The following is a 16,287-nucleotide window of genomic DNA, read 5'->3' on the forward strand; positions in this document are numbered from 1 at the left end:
GGCGGAGTTGACACTGGTGGAGTCCTCGCGCCATGTCCGAGGTAGCACGGAATTCGAGGCCGCCCGCATGATCCTCGGATTCGTTCGCCCGAAGAACAGGTTGCGACTGCGCCGAACGGTGGCGGACGCAGGCGTTCTGGAGCTGGGCAGCCTCGACGAGACTGCACCGCTCATCGGCATGGAGGCCGCCGAACTACGCGGCGACATCATGGTGTTCGAGAACCACCGCGGAATGTGCCTGGCCGGGTGGCCCGTCACCGAGCGCATCGCCCGCCCCATGTGGCCCGCCGCCTCGCCGACGAGATCCTTCCGGAGGTAGACCGCAAGCAGCAGGACATCGAGCAGGAGCGTGCCCAGTCCTCCTGGTACTCCTACAGCCGGCGTGACGAGCGCAAGTTGGACGCGGAGGCGGCAGTCCTTCGAACCGTCCGAGCGTGGTGTGGCCAGGACAAGGCTGACCGCTACGACGAGTTGGTTGCGCTGCGCGCCGAGGTCATCCGGCTCGGGGAGTTGGTCGAGAAGGCGGTCAAGGCCCTACGCGACCGCGGCCACGGCGTCATCGCCTCCACCATTGAGCGCGACCTGGGCGTCCATATCTCCAGCCTTGATCCTGACGTGCGTCGATGAGACCGCGCCACGGATCTGGCTCCGCCTTGGGCTGTGCCGGCTGAGTAGGGGGCTTCGTCTCCTTCTCCGGTCGGTGTGGGTGCCAGCCGTCAAGGAACGGCCGCAATTGATCTCCCGTCGGCTCCGCATGGAAGTTGAGAGAAGCCAAGCCCTTGCCGCTGAGGGTGGGGTCGAGCCGGTCGGCCTCCGCCTTCCCCCAAGCCGACCACTCTCGCAGCCTCTCGGCTTCGAGGGCGTCTTCCGACGTCGCGGTGGCTTCATCCAGAGCGGCGCAGAACATCCGGATCTCCCCTGCGGCCTGCCACTGCTCAAGGGCCGTGCCGAAGCGGTCGGCCCGTACCGCGTGAACCGCCTTGATCGAAGCCACGCTGACGGCGGCCTCCCACTCCCGCCGCTCGCTCTCCTCTCGCTCCGCTTCCAGGCGCCGGCGCTCGGCCTCCTGACGCTCCCGCTCCTCTCGCAGGCGCTGTTGTTCCGCCTCACGTTCCAGCCGAGCCCGCTCCTGCTCCTCCGCACGCGCCTTCAACGCCCGGAAGACTGAACCGACCTGCTCCTCCAATGGCTTCTTGGCCGTGTCAGCCCATTCCTTCCTCCAGCCGTAGCTGTAGCCCGACTGCTGGCTGACCAGCAGCTCCAGCTCGCCGGACGGCTCGAACTTCTGGGCTGGGGTGACACGCTGCCAGTCGTACGTACGGCGGCCCGGCTGCTTGGGGACGTACCGGACCGGCTTCTGCCGTTCACGGAAGCCGACCTCGTACGTCCTGCCATGGACAGTGAGCAGCGGCCTCGGCTGCCTGCGCTTCTTCGACACCGCGATCTCGCCGTGGCGTGCGAGGGCTTCCTCGGCGAGGAGCCGGAGCAGCGAGAGCACCCGGGGGAGGACCTCTTCCGAGATCTCGAAGGCGCTGTGGTCCGCGCTGACTGCGGCGATCACGTCCTCGACATCGGTGATCACACGGCTGCGCGCCAGCCGGATCCGGTTCCACTCGGTCTCGTCCTCGCCGGTCACCCGGAGCAGGCCGAGGAAGAAGTCCCCCTTCGCCCGCCCGCTGTACTTCAGGCTGAATCCCTCGGGGGCACACTGCCGGGCCGCGTCGAACGCCCTGCGGTAGCGGGCTCGCTCCTCGTCGCTGGGGTTCGGGATCCGGAGGAACCGCCCAGCCTGCTGCACCTCCGCGATCAAGGCGGCTCCGATTTCTGCCGGCGACGGCTGGGGGGCCTTGGGGGCGCGCTTCGACGCCGTCTTCGTCGTGGACGGGGCTGTGTCTTGCTTCTGCGGCGGAGGGGCCGGTCGTGCCGGTTGGCCGGAACCTGTTGACCGCTGCTTGCGCTGAGCTGGTTCCGGCCGGTCCGGGTGATGGCCGTGTTCCAGGTAGAAGCGTCCCGCGTCGGTGATCTCCGCCTGCCATTTCCCATCCTGCTTCGGTGAGAGCGAGCTCGGGGCTGTCCGACGTGACAGGGTCGGCTCCATCCCCGATGCGGGTGAGAAGTGCGAGCTGCCGGTCATTTAACGGAGACCAAGGGTGCATGGCGATCGTCGTACCTTCTGGGGGCACTTCGGCACAAGCCGTACAGGGCTATTCACCCGCCCTCGACGGTGCCAGTCGTGTCGAGGGGCATCCAGTTCGGACCGAGCTGCCGACTGTGCGCCCTGCCATCGCCTCTACGAGGCGCCTGTTGACCATCTCCGGATCGACATGGGGGGTCACGAGTTCAATGGGGACGAATGTCAGTGTCCGCTGCCCCTAGCACCTCGGTCTGACAATCGAGCCCCGGGACCAGGTGATTCCGGTCGTTCACCGGTTGCGACGTGAGCTGTTGGCTGTGTGCTTCGGTGGACTGCGGCGTACAGCCTGCCTCGTCGCTCGACGTTGACTCGGCGGTCTGCGATAGCAGCCTTTGGCGCAATTTCGCCGGTCATAGCCAGGTCGTGCACCAATTGCCCCGAGGCTTTGGCCGGGCGCGGGGGCGCTCTTGAAAATGGCCATGGGGAGGGGATGCGGGTCTCGATGAGGGCCTTCAGAATGGGCCCGGCGTCTTCCGGCTGATGGCCGAGGGAGGGCAGAGGGGCGCCGAAACTCTCTCATCGGACCGGCTGCAAGTCCTGTCCGAGATGGTGCAGAACGCTGATGACACGGGCGCTTCCCAAGTCCGATTCATCTGGCGCCCCGAAGAGTTGTTGATTGCCCATGATGGCAAGGGCGTGCGACTGGCTGACATCTTGCTGCTCGGCCTGCCGTGGCTCAGCGGCAAGAGCTCCGATGCGGAGGCGACGGGGCGATTCGGAATCGGGCTGGCTACCTTGCGCGCCTTGGCGACCACCTGGGAGGTGCACTGTCACCCCTTCCACGTGCGGTTCGCCGACCTGTCGATTCGGTCTGTGGAGCCGTTGGTGGTGCCGGAGCAACTTGTGGGGCCCGAATGGACGGTCTTCCGAATCCCTCTGCCGCCCGACGCTCTGTCCGCCTCGGAGCTCTTCGAGTGGTTCGAGACGTGGAACGACAGCTCCCTGCTCTTCCTCCGCCACGTGAGGCAGGTCGAAGCCCTCAGCGACTGTTCAAGTGAGCAGGGGGACGACGACGAGACGCCGTCGGTGATGCTTAAGCTGAGTTGGGCAGAGATCGACCGGCGAAAGCTCCGCATCGACGGTGAGGAAGCGGAGGTCCGGGTCCGTGAAGCCCGGACGACCAATGGGGCACTGTGGCGGGTCTACGACGCCCACGTCGCACCGCACGGCACGAGTACACGTCGGCACAAGGCGGTGGGAGCCTCCATGCCGGTCGCCGTCGCGCTGCCGGTGCACGGACCGGAACTGGGGAGTGTGCACGCTGGGCTACCAGTGGCCGAGTTGAGAGCCCCAGCTCGAGTGCACGCCCAGTTCGACCCCGTCGTCAGCCGTGAAGGATTCGCTGCCAGCCGATGGAACGCGGACCTCGTCCCGCTCGTCGCGGACCTCTGGGCCGCTGCCGCCCTCGACGTACTGAGCGAGGTCGAACCTTCGGCTTGGCACCTCGTTCCGTTGCCTTCGCCCTCCGACCCATCATCACCCACCCGGCTTCCGGACAGTATCCGTGCAGCGTTGGTCGACCGTTCCCGCACCTGCTTGGCCTCCCAAATCTCCCTCCCCTGCCCGGACGGGACCACGAAGCTAATCTCGGCGCTCGCCGTTGAGGAGCCACAGCTGTCGGGTGTGCTGGATGATGAGGACATCGCCCGGCTGGCCGGGCTGCCAAGTACCTTTCCACGACGTGCCCGCGACAGTGCCCACCAGTGGCGTGAGGTCCTGACGGATTGGCGCTGCGAAGGCACCGCAGAACTCGCCAATGAGGTGCGGGTGAGGGACGCGCTCATCTCACTCGACGACATCGAGTACGACATCGGGCAGACCATCCATCTCGCAGCGGTTGCCATCGAGGAGCATCTCGACTTCTTGCTGGACAATCGTCCGTGTGTCGTCGACGCCGACGGCCGGCGTCTGTGGCCGACGGCGCCGGGCGTCGCGTTCGCGGAGCCCCAGGACGCCGAACCGCGCAGCAGCAACCCGCTGGACGCGCTGGGCATCGTCGTGAACCTCCATGCCGACTACGCGGAGAACTCGCCGTGGGCCCGACGTGTCCTCGACTGGCTGCGGAAACAGGGCTGTCTCGTACGGCGCGACGACACCGCGGCCGTACTGAGCCGAATCGAACGGATGGGCCGCCTTGGCAGACGAATCGGAGGTGATACGGGATGCGGAGTCGAGCAACTCGTATCTATCCAGGCGGCCCTGGGTGAAGTGTCGAAGAAGGTGCGGGAGCGACTCGGTCCCGGGATCGGAAGGGCCATACTCCTCGACGGATACGAGTACGACTCCGACGGCAACGAAATGCCCTGCAAGGTGCCGCCCGCGTACGCTTATCTTCCCCAAGTGCTGGAGAGCACCGACGGAGATCGTTTCGCCATCGCCGCGGGAAAGACTCCCGGCATCAAGTGGGTGCAGCGCTCCTATACACGCACTCTGCTGTCGCAAGGGCAGTGTGGGCTGAGCCGTACGGCCTTCTTGCGCCTCCTAGGGGTCGCGGACACACCTCGGCTTAAGGAGCTTCAGCCGGGCCGGGAAACCAAGGAGTACGAGGCGGACTCCCGCATCGGTCTCTCACGCGGCTGCTGGCTGTCCCCGGCAGCGCGCACGAGGGAGCTACGCCGCTTGAGCGCGGACTACACGCTGGACGACCGCCTAAGTCCGGACCTGGACGTTGTGGTACAGCACATCATCTCCGAGCAGAACCCGCAGGAACGCAGGCGTCGTACGGCGGCCCTGTTGCAGACGCTTGGTAGGCCCGGCATGGTCACCTCCTCCGAACACGCGGACGTACAGGCGGCGGAGGCGAACTACCGATGGATCCCGCGCGGGCAGACGGCGGCCCTGTGGATCTGGCGGCTCCGGGAGACTGCCTGGCTGGAGGACACCAGCGGCAAACTATGCACTCCAGCGCAGGTGCACTTGTCCACGCGCGACTCGCAGGCGCTCTACGGCCATGACGACCCGGGATATCTGCACCCTGCGATCCAGGAGAACACGTCCATTCGGATCGATGTCTTGGCGGTTCTCGGGGTGAATGGAGACCCCGACGTTCCTCAGTTGATCAATAGATTGCGGGAACTTCGGAAGCGCTCCATGGCACTCGGCTCGGTGGACGACCGTCTCAAAGCCGAGGTCTATCTCGTCTATCAGGCTCTGGCAGGCCGGCTGAGGCATGAGGCGGCGGGCACGTCTCGCAGTGAGCTGCGAAAGAGGGTTCGGGATGCCTTCAACGGCACCGACTTCGTGCTCACCGACCAGGGATGGCAGAGGGCGGCCGCCTGCTTCCGTGGCCCGACAATCCTGCGCGGCTTCCGGCCCTTCACCATCCCTGACCCTGAGTTGAACCCGCTCTGGGAAGCTCTCTGGATCGAAGAGCCGAGACCTGAGGATCTTGCTGATGTGCTGAAGGAGATCGCGCAGTCCGGCACCCAGCTCCAGGCGGACCAACAGCGCGTAATGCTGGAGGCACTGAGGTCCCTCGCCGACACCGTCACTTCGGCTGGGGGTCCTATCTCTCCTGGCTTGCGGTCCAAGCTGCGCTGGTTGCCGCTGCGCACCACCCGAGGCTGGACGCAGGAACGGCCCGTCTACGCGGTAGACCACCCCGCCATCGTGCGTACGCTCGGCGAGCACCTACATGTTTGGCAGCCGGGCGGAGATCTCCAGCAATTCACCGGTCTGTTGGGTGTCCTCAAGGTGCACAAGCTGGAGACAGCGGTTGCCTGTGTCGTTGCCCCGGACAGTGGCCGTTCTGATCAGCAGCTGACCGAGGACTTTCGACGGGCCGTGACCAGCTTGCAGGACACTCTCGTTCGGGATGAGCCAGCTGCCGCTGAGGCTTTCACGGACTGGGCCTGGCTGACGGAGCTTGAGGTACGGGTCTTGCCAGGACTGCGGATCCGCCTGAACCCAAACGAGGATGATGAGGTGATCGAGATCCCGGTCGACGCGCATGTCGATCGGGAAGCTAAGGCGCTCTTCGTCGATAGTCCCGGGGCGCTGAGAACCGCCCGAGGAGGTGGGTTGGCTGTGGCCTCCCTCTTCGCAGCGGAGCGCGCCCACGTCGGCCACCGTTGGCGCGATCTCTGGGAGGAGGACTGGCCGCAGGACGCTCCCCTCACTCCGCTCGTCCCGTCCGGCCAACAAGATCACGAGGAACGCGAGCGTTTGGCTTCGCAGTTGCAGGAGCGGGAATTGTCGCGGCCCGCAAGTCCCTCGGTGCCGACCCAGGCGAGCGGCCAGGTAAAGCCACCAAAAGGAGTTCAGTCGCCTCGGTCGGTGCCTGTTCCTCCCGCGAGTCCCACACCTTCCGGCGTGGGGTCCCAGCCTGCCCCTCCTCCGGCTCGCAGGCTGCTCCCCTTGACCGAACTACAGGCGCGTACCCCTCAGAGCACCCGAACCGGTTCCTCGCCGCAGCGGCGCTCTGCGCCCTCCGTTAGAAGCCGGCGCGTCGCCTCGCTGCCGCAACCGCGTCAGGGCGGAGCCGCACCCAGCGAGTACTCCGGCCTGCTCGGATACCAGGACCGGGATAAGGAGAAGACCGTCCTGGCATTGCTTGCCGGAATCCTTGACCTGAGCGGGCGGACGTTGGAAGACCAGCGAGGTCTTCAACGGCTGGGGGCAGACGCCGTCGACTCAACAGGCCATTTCTACGAGATCAAGGCTCATGGTGGGGCAGAGCCGGCCGACGTCTCACTCACTAGCGCGGAACTCACACGTGCGCTGGCAGAGGGAAGCAACTACTCGCTCGTCATCGCCTCGAACCTGGAAGAGGGCAGGGGGACCCCGATGCTGCGGATTATCACCGATCCGTTGCGCTTCTTCGAGGTCGAAACCATGGCCGACGTGAAGCTGAAGGGCGTACGTGACGCGGATGCCGACGCGGCGGTGTGGCAATGGCCGGATGCCAGCGTGTGAGAGCTGCCCCGTGATCACTGGAGGCCCGCCACCCTTGGTGCATGAACGAGCAGGCTTGGCGACAGGGTGATGGGAGCGGTTTGGGAGCCAGGACATGAAGTCGGCTCCCAAACGGCTCCCAAAGTGGCCTCAGAAACCACTCAGGGGCCTGATCCATCAACTGGATCAGGCCCCTGACCTGGTACTTCAGCGTCGGGGTGGCGGGATTTGAACCCACGACCTCTTCGTCCCGAACGAAGCGCGCTGCCAAGCTGCGCTACACCCCGGTGTCGCTGCGGTGCTGCTTGTCGCGGCGACGTCGTTTACTTTAGCCCACCGGTGGCTGGAGACGAAATCCGGTTTAGGGGCGGCGGCCGACCGGGTTCGGGCGGGTGTGGTCCAGGGCTACCAGGAGGACTGCCAGGGCGTAGCAGGCGAGGCCCAGCAGGAGGGCGTTGGCGAGGGTGGCGCGGTAGCTGTGCTGCTCGGCGTCCAGGAAGGGATAGAGGTAGCGGCCCGGCGTGCCGGGGAGGACCAGCTCCGCCCGGACGAGGGTGAAGGTCAGGTAGGCCAGCGGGTAGAGCATCCACGCCGGCGTCTGGCGGAGGTGGAGGCGGCCCGGGGCGGTGAGGAGGAGCCAGTCCACGAGGGCTGCCGCGGGGGCCGCCGTGTAGAGGAGCTGCAGGGCCAGCCACTGGCCGTGCCAGGCCACCGGCAGGTGCGTCGAGCCCGTCATCGAGAACGGGGGAGTCGTGTGGCCCAGGAGCAGGTGGTAGACCAGGGACGAGACCACGGCGTAGAGGAGTGCCGCGCCGGTCAGGAACGAGGGCAGGGGGCGGCCCGCCTGCCAGGCCCGGCGGGCCGAGGCGAGGCTCACCAGGGTCAGGAGTACCGCCGCCTGGACTCCGAAGTAGCTCAGGATCCGGTCCGGACTGCCGAGCAGCAGTTCCAGCGCCACGCCCGCCGACGCCAGCACGGCCGTCAGGAGCCGGAACACCGCGGTCGCGGGGCGGCGGACGGGGGCGACCACCGCCGTCGCCGGAACGTACCCGGGCATGAGCACGGGCGTGCCCGGGACCGCGGGGAGGTCGGGGATGTCCCTGGGTATCGGAGGAGTCGTCATGCCCTCAAATTAGGGAGAAAGGGGCATGTACGGCATGCTGGTCTAGGCCGGGTGGGTTATGGCGGGCCTCGGGGGCCGCCCCGCGCGGGAGGGGGCCCGAGGTCGTGTCCTCTGTTACTCGCGCCCCACCAGCGTCAGCAGCGTCGCCTCCGGTGGGCAGGCGAAGCGGACCGGGGTATAGCGGTTCGTGCCGCAGCCCGCGGAGACGTGCAGGTAGGACGTGCGGCCCTCGGCCGTGTGCGTGGACAGGCCCTTCACGCGGTCCGCGTCCAGGTCGCAGTTGGTGACCAGGGCGCCGTAGAACGGGACGCAGAGCTGGCCGCCGTGGGTGTGGCCGGCCAGGATCAGGGGATAGTTGTCCGCCGTGAAGGAGTCCAGGACGCGCAGGTAGGGGGCGTGCACGACGCCCATCGAGAAGTCCGCCGTACCGGACGGCCCGCCCGCCACCTGCGGATAGCGGTCGCGCTTGATGTGCGGGTCGTCCAGTCCCGTCAGCTCCACCGAGACGCCCTCGATCTTCAGGGTGCCCCTCGTGTTCGTCAGGTTCAGCCAGCCCGCCCCGTCGAAGCCGTCCCGCAGCTCCTCCCAGTCGAGGTGGATCGCGCCGACGACCGGCGGGTTGCCGTTCAGGCCGTGCTTGCCGCTCACCTTCTCCAGCAAGTAGCGGGCGGGGTTGCGGGGCTTGGGGCCGTAGTAGTCGTTGGAGCCGAAGACGTACGCGCCCGGGAACTCCATCAGGGGGCCCAGCGCGTCCAGGACCTCGGGGATGCCCTCCGGGTCGGACAGGTTGTCGCCCGTGTTGATCACGAAGTCCGGGCGCAGGCCCGCCAGCGACTGCAGCCAGCGCTGCTTCTTGCGCTGGCCGCTCACCATGTGGATGTCGGAGACCTGGAGCACGCGCAGCGGGCGCATCCCCGGCGGGAGGACCGGGACCGTCACCCGGCGCAGGCGGAAGGAACGGGCCTCGAAGCCGGCCGCGTACAACACACCCGCGGCGCCGAACGCCGCGATTCCCAGGGGTACTCCGTATCGAGCGCGCATATGGCCATCGTCTCAGACCGAGCGGGCGCTCAGAGACCGGCCGGTACGTGAGGCGGGTAAATCGGCGGGCGTCGGGCGGGCGGCACCTGCGACAATCGGTGCCATGACCACCAAGCTCAAGTCGAAGCTGCAGGACGACCTCAACGCCGCGATCAAGGGACGCGACGAGCTCCGCTCGGCCACGCTCCGGATGACGCTCGCCGCGATCACCAACGAAGAGGTCGCGGGCAAGGAGAAGCGTGAGCTCTCCGACGACGAGGTGCTCAAGGTGATCGCCAAGGAGGCGAAGAAGCGCCGGGAGGCGGCCGAGGCCTTCACCCAGGGCGGCCGTGCCGAGAGCGCCGAGCGGGAGAAGGCGGAGGGCGAGGTCCTCGCCGGTTACCTGCCGAAGCAGCTGAGCGACGAGGAGCTGGAGGGCATCGTCGCCCAGGCCGTCGAGGAGGCCAGGGCGGCGGGCGCCGAGGGGCCGCGGGCCATGGGCGCCGTGATGAAGATCGTGAACCCGAAGGTGGCCGGCCTGGCCGAGGGCGGCCGTGTCGCCGCCGCGGTGAAGAAGCGGCTCCAGGGCTGAGAGAGCGGCAGGCGGTACGACGGTGGGCCCCACCTCTTCCGAGAGGTGGGGCCCACCGTCGTACCTGGCCGGAGCGGGAGGAGGTCAGCCGCGGTTGCCGCCGTTCCCGTTGCGGCCCCCGTTCGTGTTCCCCTGGATGAAGCCGTCGGGGAGGGAGAAGGTCGGGGTCGGGTTGGTGCCGCCGTCCGTCGTGCCGCCGTCGGTGCCGCCGATGAGACCGCCGATCAGGCCGCCGTTGTCGTTGCCGCCGTTGTCGTTGCCGCCGTTGTCGTTCCCATGGCCCCGGTTGTTGTCCTTCTCGTCCGGGATGTCGACGAGGTTGAAGTCCTCGGACTGCTTGCCCTCCAGGGCGCCCGTCATGGCGTCCTTCCAGATCGGGCCCGGGGTGTCGGCGCCGAAGACCTCGGAGTGGTAGACGCCGCCGATGGTGATGTTGGTCATCTCGATGTTCTGCTTGGCGCTGCCCACCCAGACCGCGCCCGCGAGGTTGGGCGTGTAGCCGACGAACCAGGCGTTCTTGCGGGAGTCCGTCGTACCCGTCTTGCCCGCGCTCTCCCGGTCGTCCAGGCCGGCCTGCTGACCGGTACCGGAGTCGATCACGCCGCGCAGCAGGGTGTTGATCGTGTCCGCGGTCTTCTCGCTCATCGCGCGCGAGCAGGTCGACTTGGGGACGGGAATGGACTTCTGCTCGTTGCCGACCTTCTGGGTGATCGACTCGATCGCGACCGGCGTGCAGTACATGCCCCGGTCGGCGAAGGCGGCGTACGCGCTCGCCATGGTCAGCGGGGAGAGGCCGATCGCGCCGAGGGCGATGGCCGGGGTCTGCGGGAGCTTCGAGCCGTCGCCCTGGTGGACGTGGAGCGAGTCGGTCATCTTGACCACCGGGCACAGGCCGATGTCGGAGATCAGCTGGACGAAGTAGGTGTTGATGGACTTCGCCATCGCCTTCTTCATCTGGTACGGCCCGACCTCGGACTCGTTCTCGTTCTCGACCTCCTCGCCCGTCGTGTTGACCCACTGCTTGCCGTCGCACTGCTGCACGGGGCTCGGGTAGTTCATCTTGTACGGCGACGAGTACTCCTGCGTCGCCGGCTTGCCGCCCTCGATGGCGGCCGCGGCCACGAACGGCTTGAACGTCGAACCCGTAGGGAAGCCGTAGTTGGAGCCGCCGTAGTCCCGGTCGACCGAGAAGTTGTACTCGGTCTCGTTCTTGTTGTAGCCGTACGGCTTCGACTGGCCCATCGCCAGGATCTTGCCGCTGCCGGGCTCCACCAGGGTGGCGGCGGCCGCGACCGAGTCCGACTTGTAGACGTGGTCCTTGATCGAGCTCTGCACCGAGTCCTGGGCCTGCGGGTCCAGCGTCGTACGGATGGTCAGGCCGCCCTGGTTCCAGAGCTTGGCGCGCGCCTCGCGGGTCTTGCCGAAGACCGGGTCGGTGAGGAACACGTTCTCGACGTACTTGCAGAAGAACCCGGCGCCCTTGGAGGCGGTGATGCAGCCGTTCTTGGGCTGGGTGACGTGCAGGCCGAGCGGAGCCTCCTTGGCCTTGTCGGCCTCCGCCTGGGAGATGTCGCCGAGCTGGGCCATGCGTTCGAGCACGACGTTGCGCCGCTTGGTGGCCTCGGCCTCGTCGTTGACCGGGTCGTAACGGCTGGGCGACTGGACGATGCCGGCCAGCAGGGCGGACTGCTGGAGGTTGAGGTCCTTGGCGTGCTGGGAGAAGTAGCGCTGGGAGGCGGCCTCGATGCCATAGGCCTGCTCGCCGAAGAAGGTGATGTTCAGGTAGTTCTCGAGGATCTTCTTCTTGCCGAGCTTCTCCTCCAGCTGGATCGCGTACTTCAGCTCCTTGACCTTGCGGCCGAGGGTCTGCTGGGTGGCCTCGGCGACCTTGGTGGGGTCGTCGCCGGCCTCCTCGATGAAGTAGTTCTTCACCAGCTGCTGGGTGAGCGTGGACGCGCCCTGGGCGACCCCGCCGCTCTGCGCGTTCTTGTTCAGCGCGCGCAGCACGCCCTTCAGGTCGATGGCGCCGTGCTGGTAGTAGCGCGAGTCCTCGATCGCGACGATCGCCTTCTGCATGTAGGGCGAGATGTCCTTGAGCTCCACCACCGTGCGGTCACGGGAGTAGACCTGGGCGATCTGGTTGCCCTTGCTGTCGAGGATCCTGGTGCGCTGGCTGAGCTGAGGGCTCTTCAGGTTGGCCGGGATCTCGTCGAAGCCCTGGACCGAACCCTTGGCCGCGAGGCCCAGGGCCCCGGCCGCGGGCAGCGCGATGCCCGCCATCACGGCCCCCGCGAGCACACTGACACCGAGGAACTTGGCGGCCTGCTGCGTGGTCGACAGACCACCGCCCGAGCGCTTCTTTGGCATGGGGGCAGCCTAATCCGTAGGGATGAGCATTCCGGGAGAGCGGGCTGCTCTCGGGATGTTCAAGTGCCGGATCGTGACATAGAGGGCAGCCCGGGCCGCCCTGGCCGACGGCACGACGACATGAACGGTCTACCTTGCCATTCGCCGGACACGCGTACAGGCCTTGGCCTAAGCTGCTCTCAACTGTCACAGCAGTGCGGCCACGTATCAATACGTCCGGCGACCCCGAATCGTTCCGGAACCTGCCCACTTTTTTTCGGGTGAGGTGTTGATGGCGTGTCCGAATCCGCCTCGTGTGTCACTCGGCGTCCGTTGTGACGCGCCACAGCTGTCCGGTTTTGCCGCGATCATCACGCATGTCGCCAGCTCACTCCCGCGGGTGATCTGCCGCTTACCCATAGTCCGTTCGGGCCATTCAAGATTGGGCCCGAAGGGGGTGTTGCGCTGTGCCCACCTTCCGTAACGTCCTCAACTGGCGGCGGTGAATATGCCGCTGCCGCCGTGGGGGAGCCTCGATTCGGGAGAGGACGGCGCCGGTATGGGCTGGGTAACCGACTGGAGTGCGCAGGCTGCCTGCCGCACTACCGATCCGGATGAACTGTTCGTTCAGGGAGCAGCGCAGAACAGGGCCAAGGCGGTGTGCACCGGATGTCCGGTACGCACGGAATGCCTGGCCGATGCGCTGGACAACCGCGTCGAGTTCGGCGTGTGGGGAGGCATGACGGAGCGGGAGCGTCGCGCACTGCTGCGCAGGCGCCCCACCGTGACCTCCTGGCGCAGGCTCCTGGAGACAGCGCGCTCGGAGTACGAGCGGGGGACCGGGATCGTCCCCCTCGACAGCGACGAGGTGTACGAGAACTACGCGGCCGTGAGCTAGACCGGACGGGTCTACGACAGGTCTACGGCAACTCCGGCCGGCCGGCCGCGAGCCGGTCACCGATGTCCCGCAGCCCCGTGAGGTCGTGCACGTCGCCGGGCAACGCGGCCACTTCCACCACGGCCACCTCGGGGTGGCGCGCGGTGAAGCGGTCACGTGTGCGCTGCTCGCGGGAGAGCAGCTGCATGCGCTCGGCGTGCAGCCTCAGCAGGCCTGCGGTGAGCTGGTCGACGGTGCGGTCCGGACTCTCTGACGAGGGGGATTCGCCGGTCGAGTCCGCAGTGGTGTCCGCTGTCGTGTCTGCCGTCTTGTCTGCAGTCTTGTCCGTGGGTCCTGACGAGGGGGATTCGTCGGGCCGGGACTCGGACGGCGCGGGCGCGGGTGATTCAGAACTGCCGTACGTGTCGGGAGAGTTACGAAGTCCAGCTTTCCCGCCCCCCTGATCCACAATGCGGGGCTCCTCAAGATTTTCCGCGGCGGCGAGCGCACGCTCGGCCGACAGCCGGCCGGCGCCGCTGCCGTGGACCCGGTTGAGGACCAGACCGACCAGCGGCATGTCCTCCGCGGCCAGCCGCTCCACGAAGTACGCGGCCTCGCGCAGCGCGTCCCGCTCGGGAGCCGCCACCACCAGGAACGCCGTACCGGGTGCCTGAAGCAGCTTGTACGTCGCGTCCGCGCGTGTGCGGAACCCGCCGAACGTCGTGTCCATCGCCGCCACGAACGTCTGTACGTCCTTCAGCAGCTGCCCGCCGAGCAGCTTGCCGAGCGTGCCGGTCATCATCGACATGCCGACGTTCAGGAAGGCCATGCCCGCGCGGCCGCCGAGCTTGGCGGGCGCCGTCAGCAGGCGGATCAGCCGGCCGTCCAGGAAGGAGCCGAGCCGCTTCGGCGCGTCCAGGAAGTCCAGGGCGGAGCGGGAGGGCGGGGTGTCGACCACGATCAGGTCCCACTCGTCCCGGGCCCGCAGCTGGCCCAGCTTCTCCATCGCCATGTACTCCTGCGTGCCCGCGAAGCCGGCCGAGAGCGACTGGTAGAAGGGGTTGGCCAGGATGGCGGCCGCCCGCTCGGCGTCCGCGTGCGCCTCCACGACCTCGTCGAAGGTGCGCTTCATGTCGAGCATCATGGCGTGCAGTTCGCCGGGGCCCTCGGTGCCCTTCACCCTGCGCGGCACGTTGTCCAGCGAGTCGATGCCCATGGACTGGGCGAGCCGCTTGGCCGGGTCGATCGTCAGCACCACGACCTTGCGGCCGCGCTCGGCCGCCCGCAGGCCCAGGGCCGCCGCGGTGGTGGTCTTCCCGACGCCGCCCGAGCCGCAGCACACCACGATCCGGGTCTCCGGGTCGTCGAGCAGCGGATCGACGTCGAGCGCGGGCGTGGGCGACAGGCGACGGGCGTCGTCCTGCGCCTCGGCCGGGTCCGGAGTCATGACATCCCCTGTTTCCGCAGTTCGCGGGCGAGTTCGTACAGGCCCGCCAGGTCCATCCCCTCGGCGAGCAACGGCAGTTCGTGCCGCTCCAGGTCCAGCTCGGTGAGGACCGCGCGCTGCTCGTGCTCCAGCGCGTACCGTTCGGCGTACTCGGCGGCCTGCGTGAGCAGCGGGTCCACCAGCTGCTCGGCCTTCCCGCCGCGCCGCGCCCCGCCCAGCCCGGCCGCCGACAGCGTCTGCGCCACGGCGGTGCGCGGCACGGTCCGTACGAGTTCCAGATCGGCGGCGTCCAACACCTCCGGCCGGACCATGTTCACGATGACCCGGCCCACCGGCAGCCGCGCGGCCCGCAGTTCCGCGATGCCGTCGGCGGTCTCCTGGACCGGCATCTCTTCCAGCAGCGTGACCATGTGCACGGCCGTCTCCTTGGACTTCAGCACCCGCATCACGGCCTGCGCCTGATTGTGTATCGGGCCGATCTTGGCCAGCCCGGCCACCTCGTCGTTGACGTTCAGGAAGCGGGTGATGCGGCCGGTCGGCGGGGCGTCCATGACGACGTAGTCGTAGATGAACCGCCCGGCCTTGTCCTTCCTGCGCACCGCCTCGCACGCCTTGCCGGTCAGGAGCACGTCCCTGAGACCGGGCGCGACGGTGGTGGCGAAGTCGATCGCACCGAGCTTCTTCAGCGCCCGCCCCGCCCCGCCGAGCTTGTAGAACATCTGGAGGTAGTCCAGAAGGGCCAGTTCGGGATCGATGGCGAGCGCGTAGACCTCACCGCCCCCCGGCGCTACGGCGATCTTCCTCTCTTCGTAGGGCAACGCCTCCGTCTCGAAGAGCTGGGCGATGCCCTGCCGGCCCTCGACCTCCACGAGAAGCGTCCGCTTCCCCTCGGTCGCGAGGGCCAGCGCGAGTGCGGCGGCGACCGTCGTCTTTCCGGTCCCGCCCTTGCCGCTGACGACCTGGAGCCTGCTCACATCTTCGAGACTAACCAGTCGGCCGGAAACTCACGCGGGAGGCTGTGGACAACCGTGCGTGCGGAGGGCCACGTGTCCCGTCCGTCACAGCGGATACAGTCGGCCACATGACCAAGTGGGAATACGCAACCGTGCCGCTGCTCGTCCATGCCACGAAGCAGATTCTGGACACCTGGGGCGAGGACGGCTGGGAGCTCGTCCAGGTGGTGCCCGGGCCCAACCCCGAGCAGCTCGTGGCCTACCTGAAGCGGGAGAAGCCGTGATGAGCGCCGTAGAGGCCAAACTGGCCGAACTCGGTCTCACGCTGCCGGCGGTCGTCCCGCCGCTCGCCGCCTACCAGCCGGCCGTGCGGTCCGGTGCCTACGTCTACACCTCCGGCCAGCTGCCGATGGTGGAGGGCAAGCTTCCGGTCACCGGCAAGGTGGGCGCCGAGGTCACCGCGGAGGAGGCCAAGGAGCTGGCCCGCATCTGCGCGCTGAACGCCCTGGCGGCCGTGAAGTCCGTCGCCGGTGACCTGGACCGCGTCGCGCGCGTGGTGAAGGTCGTCGGCTTCGTCGCCTCCGCGGCCGACTTCACCGGGCAGCCGGGCGTGATCAACGGCGCCAGCGAGCTGCTCGGCGAGGTCCTCGGCGACAAGGGCGTGCACGCGCGCAGCGCGGTGGGCGTCGCGGTGCTGCCGCTGGACGCGCCGGTCGAGGTCGAGATCCAGGTCGAGCTGGAGCCGTAGCCACGGCGACAGCCACGGGCACGGCCGCAGCCGCAGCCACGGGCATGGCCACTGCCGTGGTCACCGCCACGGCCACAGCCGTCGCCACCGTCAC

General features: G+C 67.9%; 11 protein-coding genes, 1 tRNA gene and 1 pseudogene. 6 read left to right on the top strand and 7 right to left on the bottom strand.

All coding sequences use genetic code 11. The annotated features are described in order from the left end of the window. Positions 1-627: pseudogene (locus tag JF597_RS24935) on the top strand (PE-PGRS family protein); the annotation flags it as partial. On the opposite strand, the gene JF597_RS24940 reads toward JF597_RS24935, so the two are convergent. Next, on the bottom strand, positions 557-1,810 hold the full coding sequence (locus tag JF597_RS24940) for a hypothetical protein (RefSeq protein ID WP_293998815.1): 1,254 nt from the start codon (positions 1,808-1,810) through the stop codon (positions 557-559). The pseudogene JF597_RS24935 and the gene JF597_RS24940 sit on opposite strands and share 71 nt — an antisense overlap. Before the next feature lie 930 nt (positions 1,811-2,740). Between JF597_RS24940 and JF597_RS24945 the strand changes: the two genes are divergently transcribed. Next, a complete protein-coding gene (locus JF597_RS24945) occupies positions 2,741-7,108 on the top strand; it encodes a hypothetical protein (RefSeq protein WP_293998818.1) in 4,368 nt (1,455 codons plus the stop codon). Between the two features lie 192 nt (positions 7,109-7,300). On the opposite strand, the gene JF597_RS24950 is transcribed toward JF597_RS24945, so the two are convergent. The 3 genes from JF597_RS24950 to JF597_RS24960 all read right to left on the bottom strand — a co-directional run bounded on the left by JF597_RS24950 (position 7,301) and on the right by JF597_RS24960 (position 9,251). After that, positions 7,301-7,374, bottom strand: a tRNA-Pro gene (locus JF597_RS24950). 74 nt (positions 7,375-7,448) lie between these two features. Further along, on the bottom strand, positions 7,449-8,210 hold the full coding sequence (locus JF597_RS24955) for a Pr6Pr family membrane protein (protein ID WP_293998821.1): 762 nt from the start codon (positions 8,208-8,210) through the stop codon (positions 7,449-7,451). Between the two features lie 114 nt (positions 8,211-8,324). Then, complete coding sequence (locus JF597_RS24960) at positions 8,325-9,251, bottom strand: metallophosphoesterase (RefSeq protein WP_293998824.1); 927 nt, start codon at positions 9,249-9,251, stop codon at positions 8,325-8,327. 103 nt (positions 9,252-9,354) lie between these two features. Between JF597_RS24960 and JF597_RS24965 the strand changes: the two genes are divergently transcribed. Further along, a complete protein-coding gene (locus JF597_RS24965) occupies positions 9,355-9,822 on the top strand; it encodes a GatB/YqeY domain-containing protein (RefSeq protein ID WP_293998827.1) in 468 nt (155 codons plus the stop codon). An 84-nt stretch (positions 9,823-9,906) separates the two neighbouring features. On the opposite strand, the gene JF597_RS24970 is transcribed toward JF597_RS24965, so the two are convergent. Continuing rightward, positions 9,907-12,189, bottom strand: coding sequence for a transglycosylase domain-containing protein (locus JF597_RS24970; protein ID WP_293998829.1), 2,283 nt, complete (start codon positions 12,187-12,189; stop codon positions 9,907-9,909). A gap of 538 nt (positions 12,190-12,727) precedes the next feature. Between JF597_RS24970 and wblA the strand changes: the two genes are divergently transcribed. After that, positions 12,728-13,066 carry a transcriptional regulator WblA gene (gene wblA, locus JF597_RS24975; protein WP_132856581.1) on the top strand — a complete coding sequence of 113 codons (339 nt, stop codon included), beginning with the start codon at positions 12,728-12,730 and terminating at the stop codon, positions 13,064-13,066. Between the two features lie 22 nt (positions 13,067-13,088). Here wblA and JF597_RS24980 read toward each other — a convergent pair whose 3' ends face one another. After that, positions 13,089-14,492, bottom strand: a complete 1,404-nt coding sequence (locus JF597_RS24980; RefSeq protein WP_293998834.1) for an ArsA family ATPase — start codon at positions 14,490-14,492, stop codon at positions 13,089-13,091. Then, on the bottom strand, positions 14,489-15,466 hold the full coding sequence (locus tag JF597_RS24985) for an ArsA-related P-loop ATPase (protein ID WP_293998836.1): 978 nt from the start codon (positions 15,464-15,466) through the stop codon (positions 14,489-14,491). The genes JF597_RS24980 and JF597_RS24985 overlap by 4 nt, the downstream gene beginning before the upstream one ends. Positions 15,467-15,573: 107 nt before the next feature. Between JF597_RS24985 and JF597_RS24990 the strand changes: the two genes are divergently transcribed. Continuing rightward, positions 15,574-15,729: a DUF4177 domain-containing protein gene (locus JF597_RS24990; RefSeq protein ID WP_181806301.1), complete on the top strand. Its 156-nt coding sequence runs from the start codon at positions 15,574-15,576 to the stop codon at positions 15,727-15,729. Then, positions 15,729-16,193 carry a RidA family protein gene (locus JF597_RS24995; protein ID WP_293998841.1) on the top strand — a complete coding sequence of 155 codons (465 nt, stop codon included), beginning with the start codon at positions 15,729-15,731 and terminating at the stop codon, positions 16,191-16,193. The genes JF597_RS24990 and JF597_RS24995 overlap by 1 nt, the downstream gene beginning before the upstream one ends. Positions 16,194-16,287 lie beyond the last annotated feature (94 nt).

It is taken from the genome of Streptomyces sp. (assembly GCF_019510245.1).
Lineage (GTDB): Bacteria > Actinomycetota > Actinomycetes > Streptomycetales > Streptomycetaceae > Streptomyces.

Coding starts and splice junctions, on each gene's coding strand:
- JF597_RS24965 (WP_293998827.1), top strand. CDS start 9,355: ATGACCACCAAGCTCAAGTCGAAGCTGCAGGACGACCTCAACGCCGCG.
- wblA (WP_132856581.1), top strand. CDS start 12,728: ATGGGCTGGGTAACCGACTGGAGTGCGCAGGCTGCCTGCCGCACTACC.
- JF597_RS24995 (WP_293998841.1), top strand. CDS start 15,729: ATGAGCGCCGTAGAGGCCAAACTGGCCGAACTCGGTCTCACGCTGCCG.
- JF597_RS24980 (WP_293998834.1), bottom strand. CDS start 14,492: ATGACTCCGGACCCGGCCGAGGCGCAGGACGACGCCCGTCGCCTGTCG.
- JF597_RS24960 (WP_293998824.1), bottom strand. CDS start 9,251: ATGCGCGCTCGATACGGAGTACCCCTGGGAATCGCGGCGTTCGGCGCC.
- JF597_RS24945 (WP_293998818.1), top strand. CDS start 2,741: ATGGTGCAGAACGCTGATGACACGGGCGCTTCCCAAGTCCGATTCATC.
- JF597_RS24955 (WP_293998821.1), bottom strand. CDS start 8,210: ATGACGACTCCTCCGATACCCAGGGACATCCCCGACCTCCCCGCGGTC.
- JF597_RS24990 (WP_181806301.1), top strand. CDS start 15,574: ATGACCAAGTGGGAATACGCAACCGTGCCGCTGCTCGTCCATGCCACG.
- JF597_RS24970 (WP_293998829.1), bottom strand. CDS start 12,189: ATGCCAAAGAAGCGCTCGGGCGGTGGTCTGTCGACCACGCAGCAGGCC.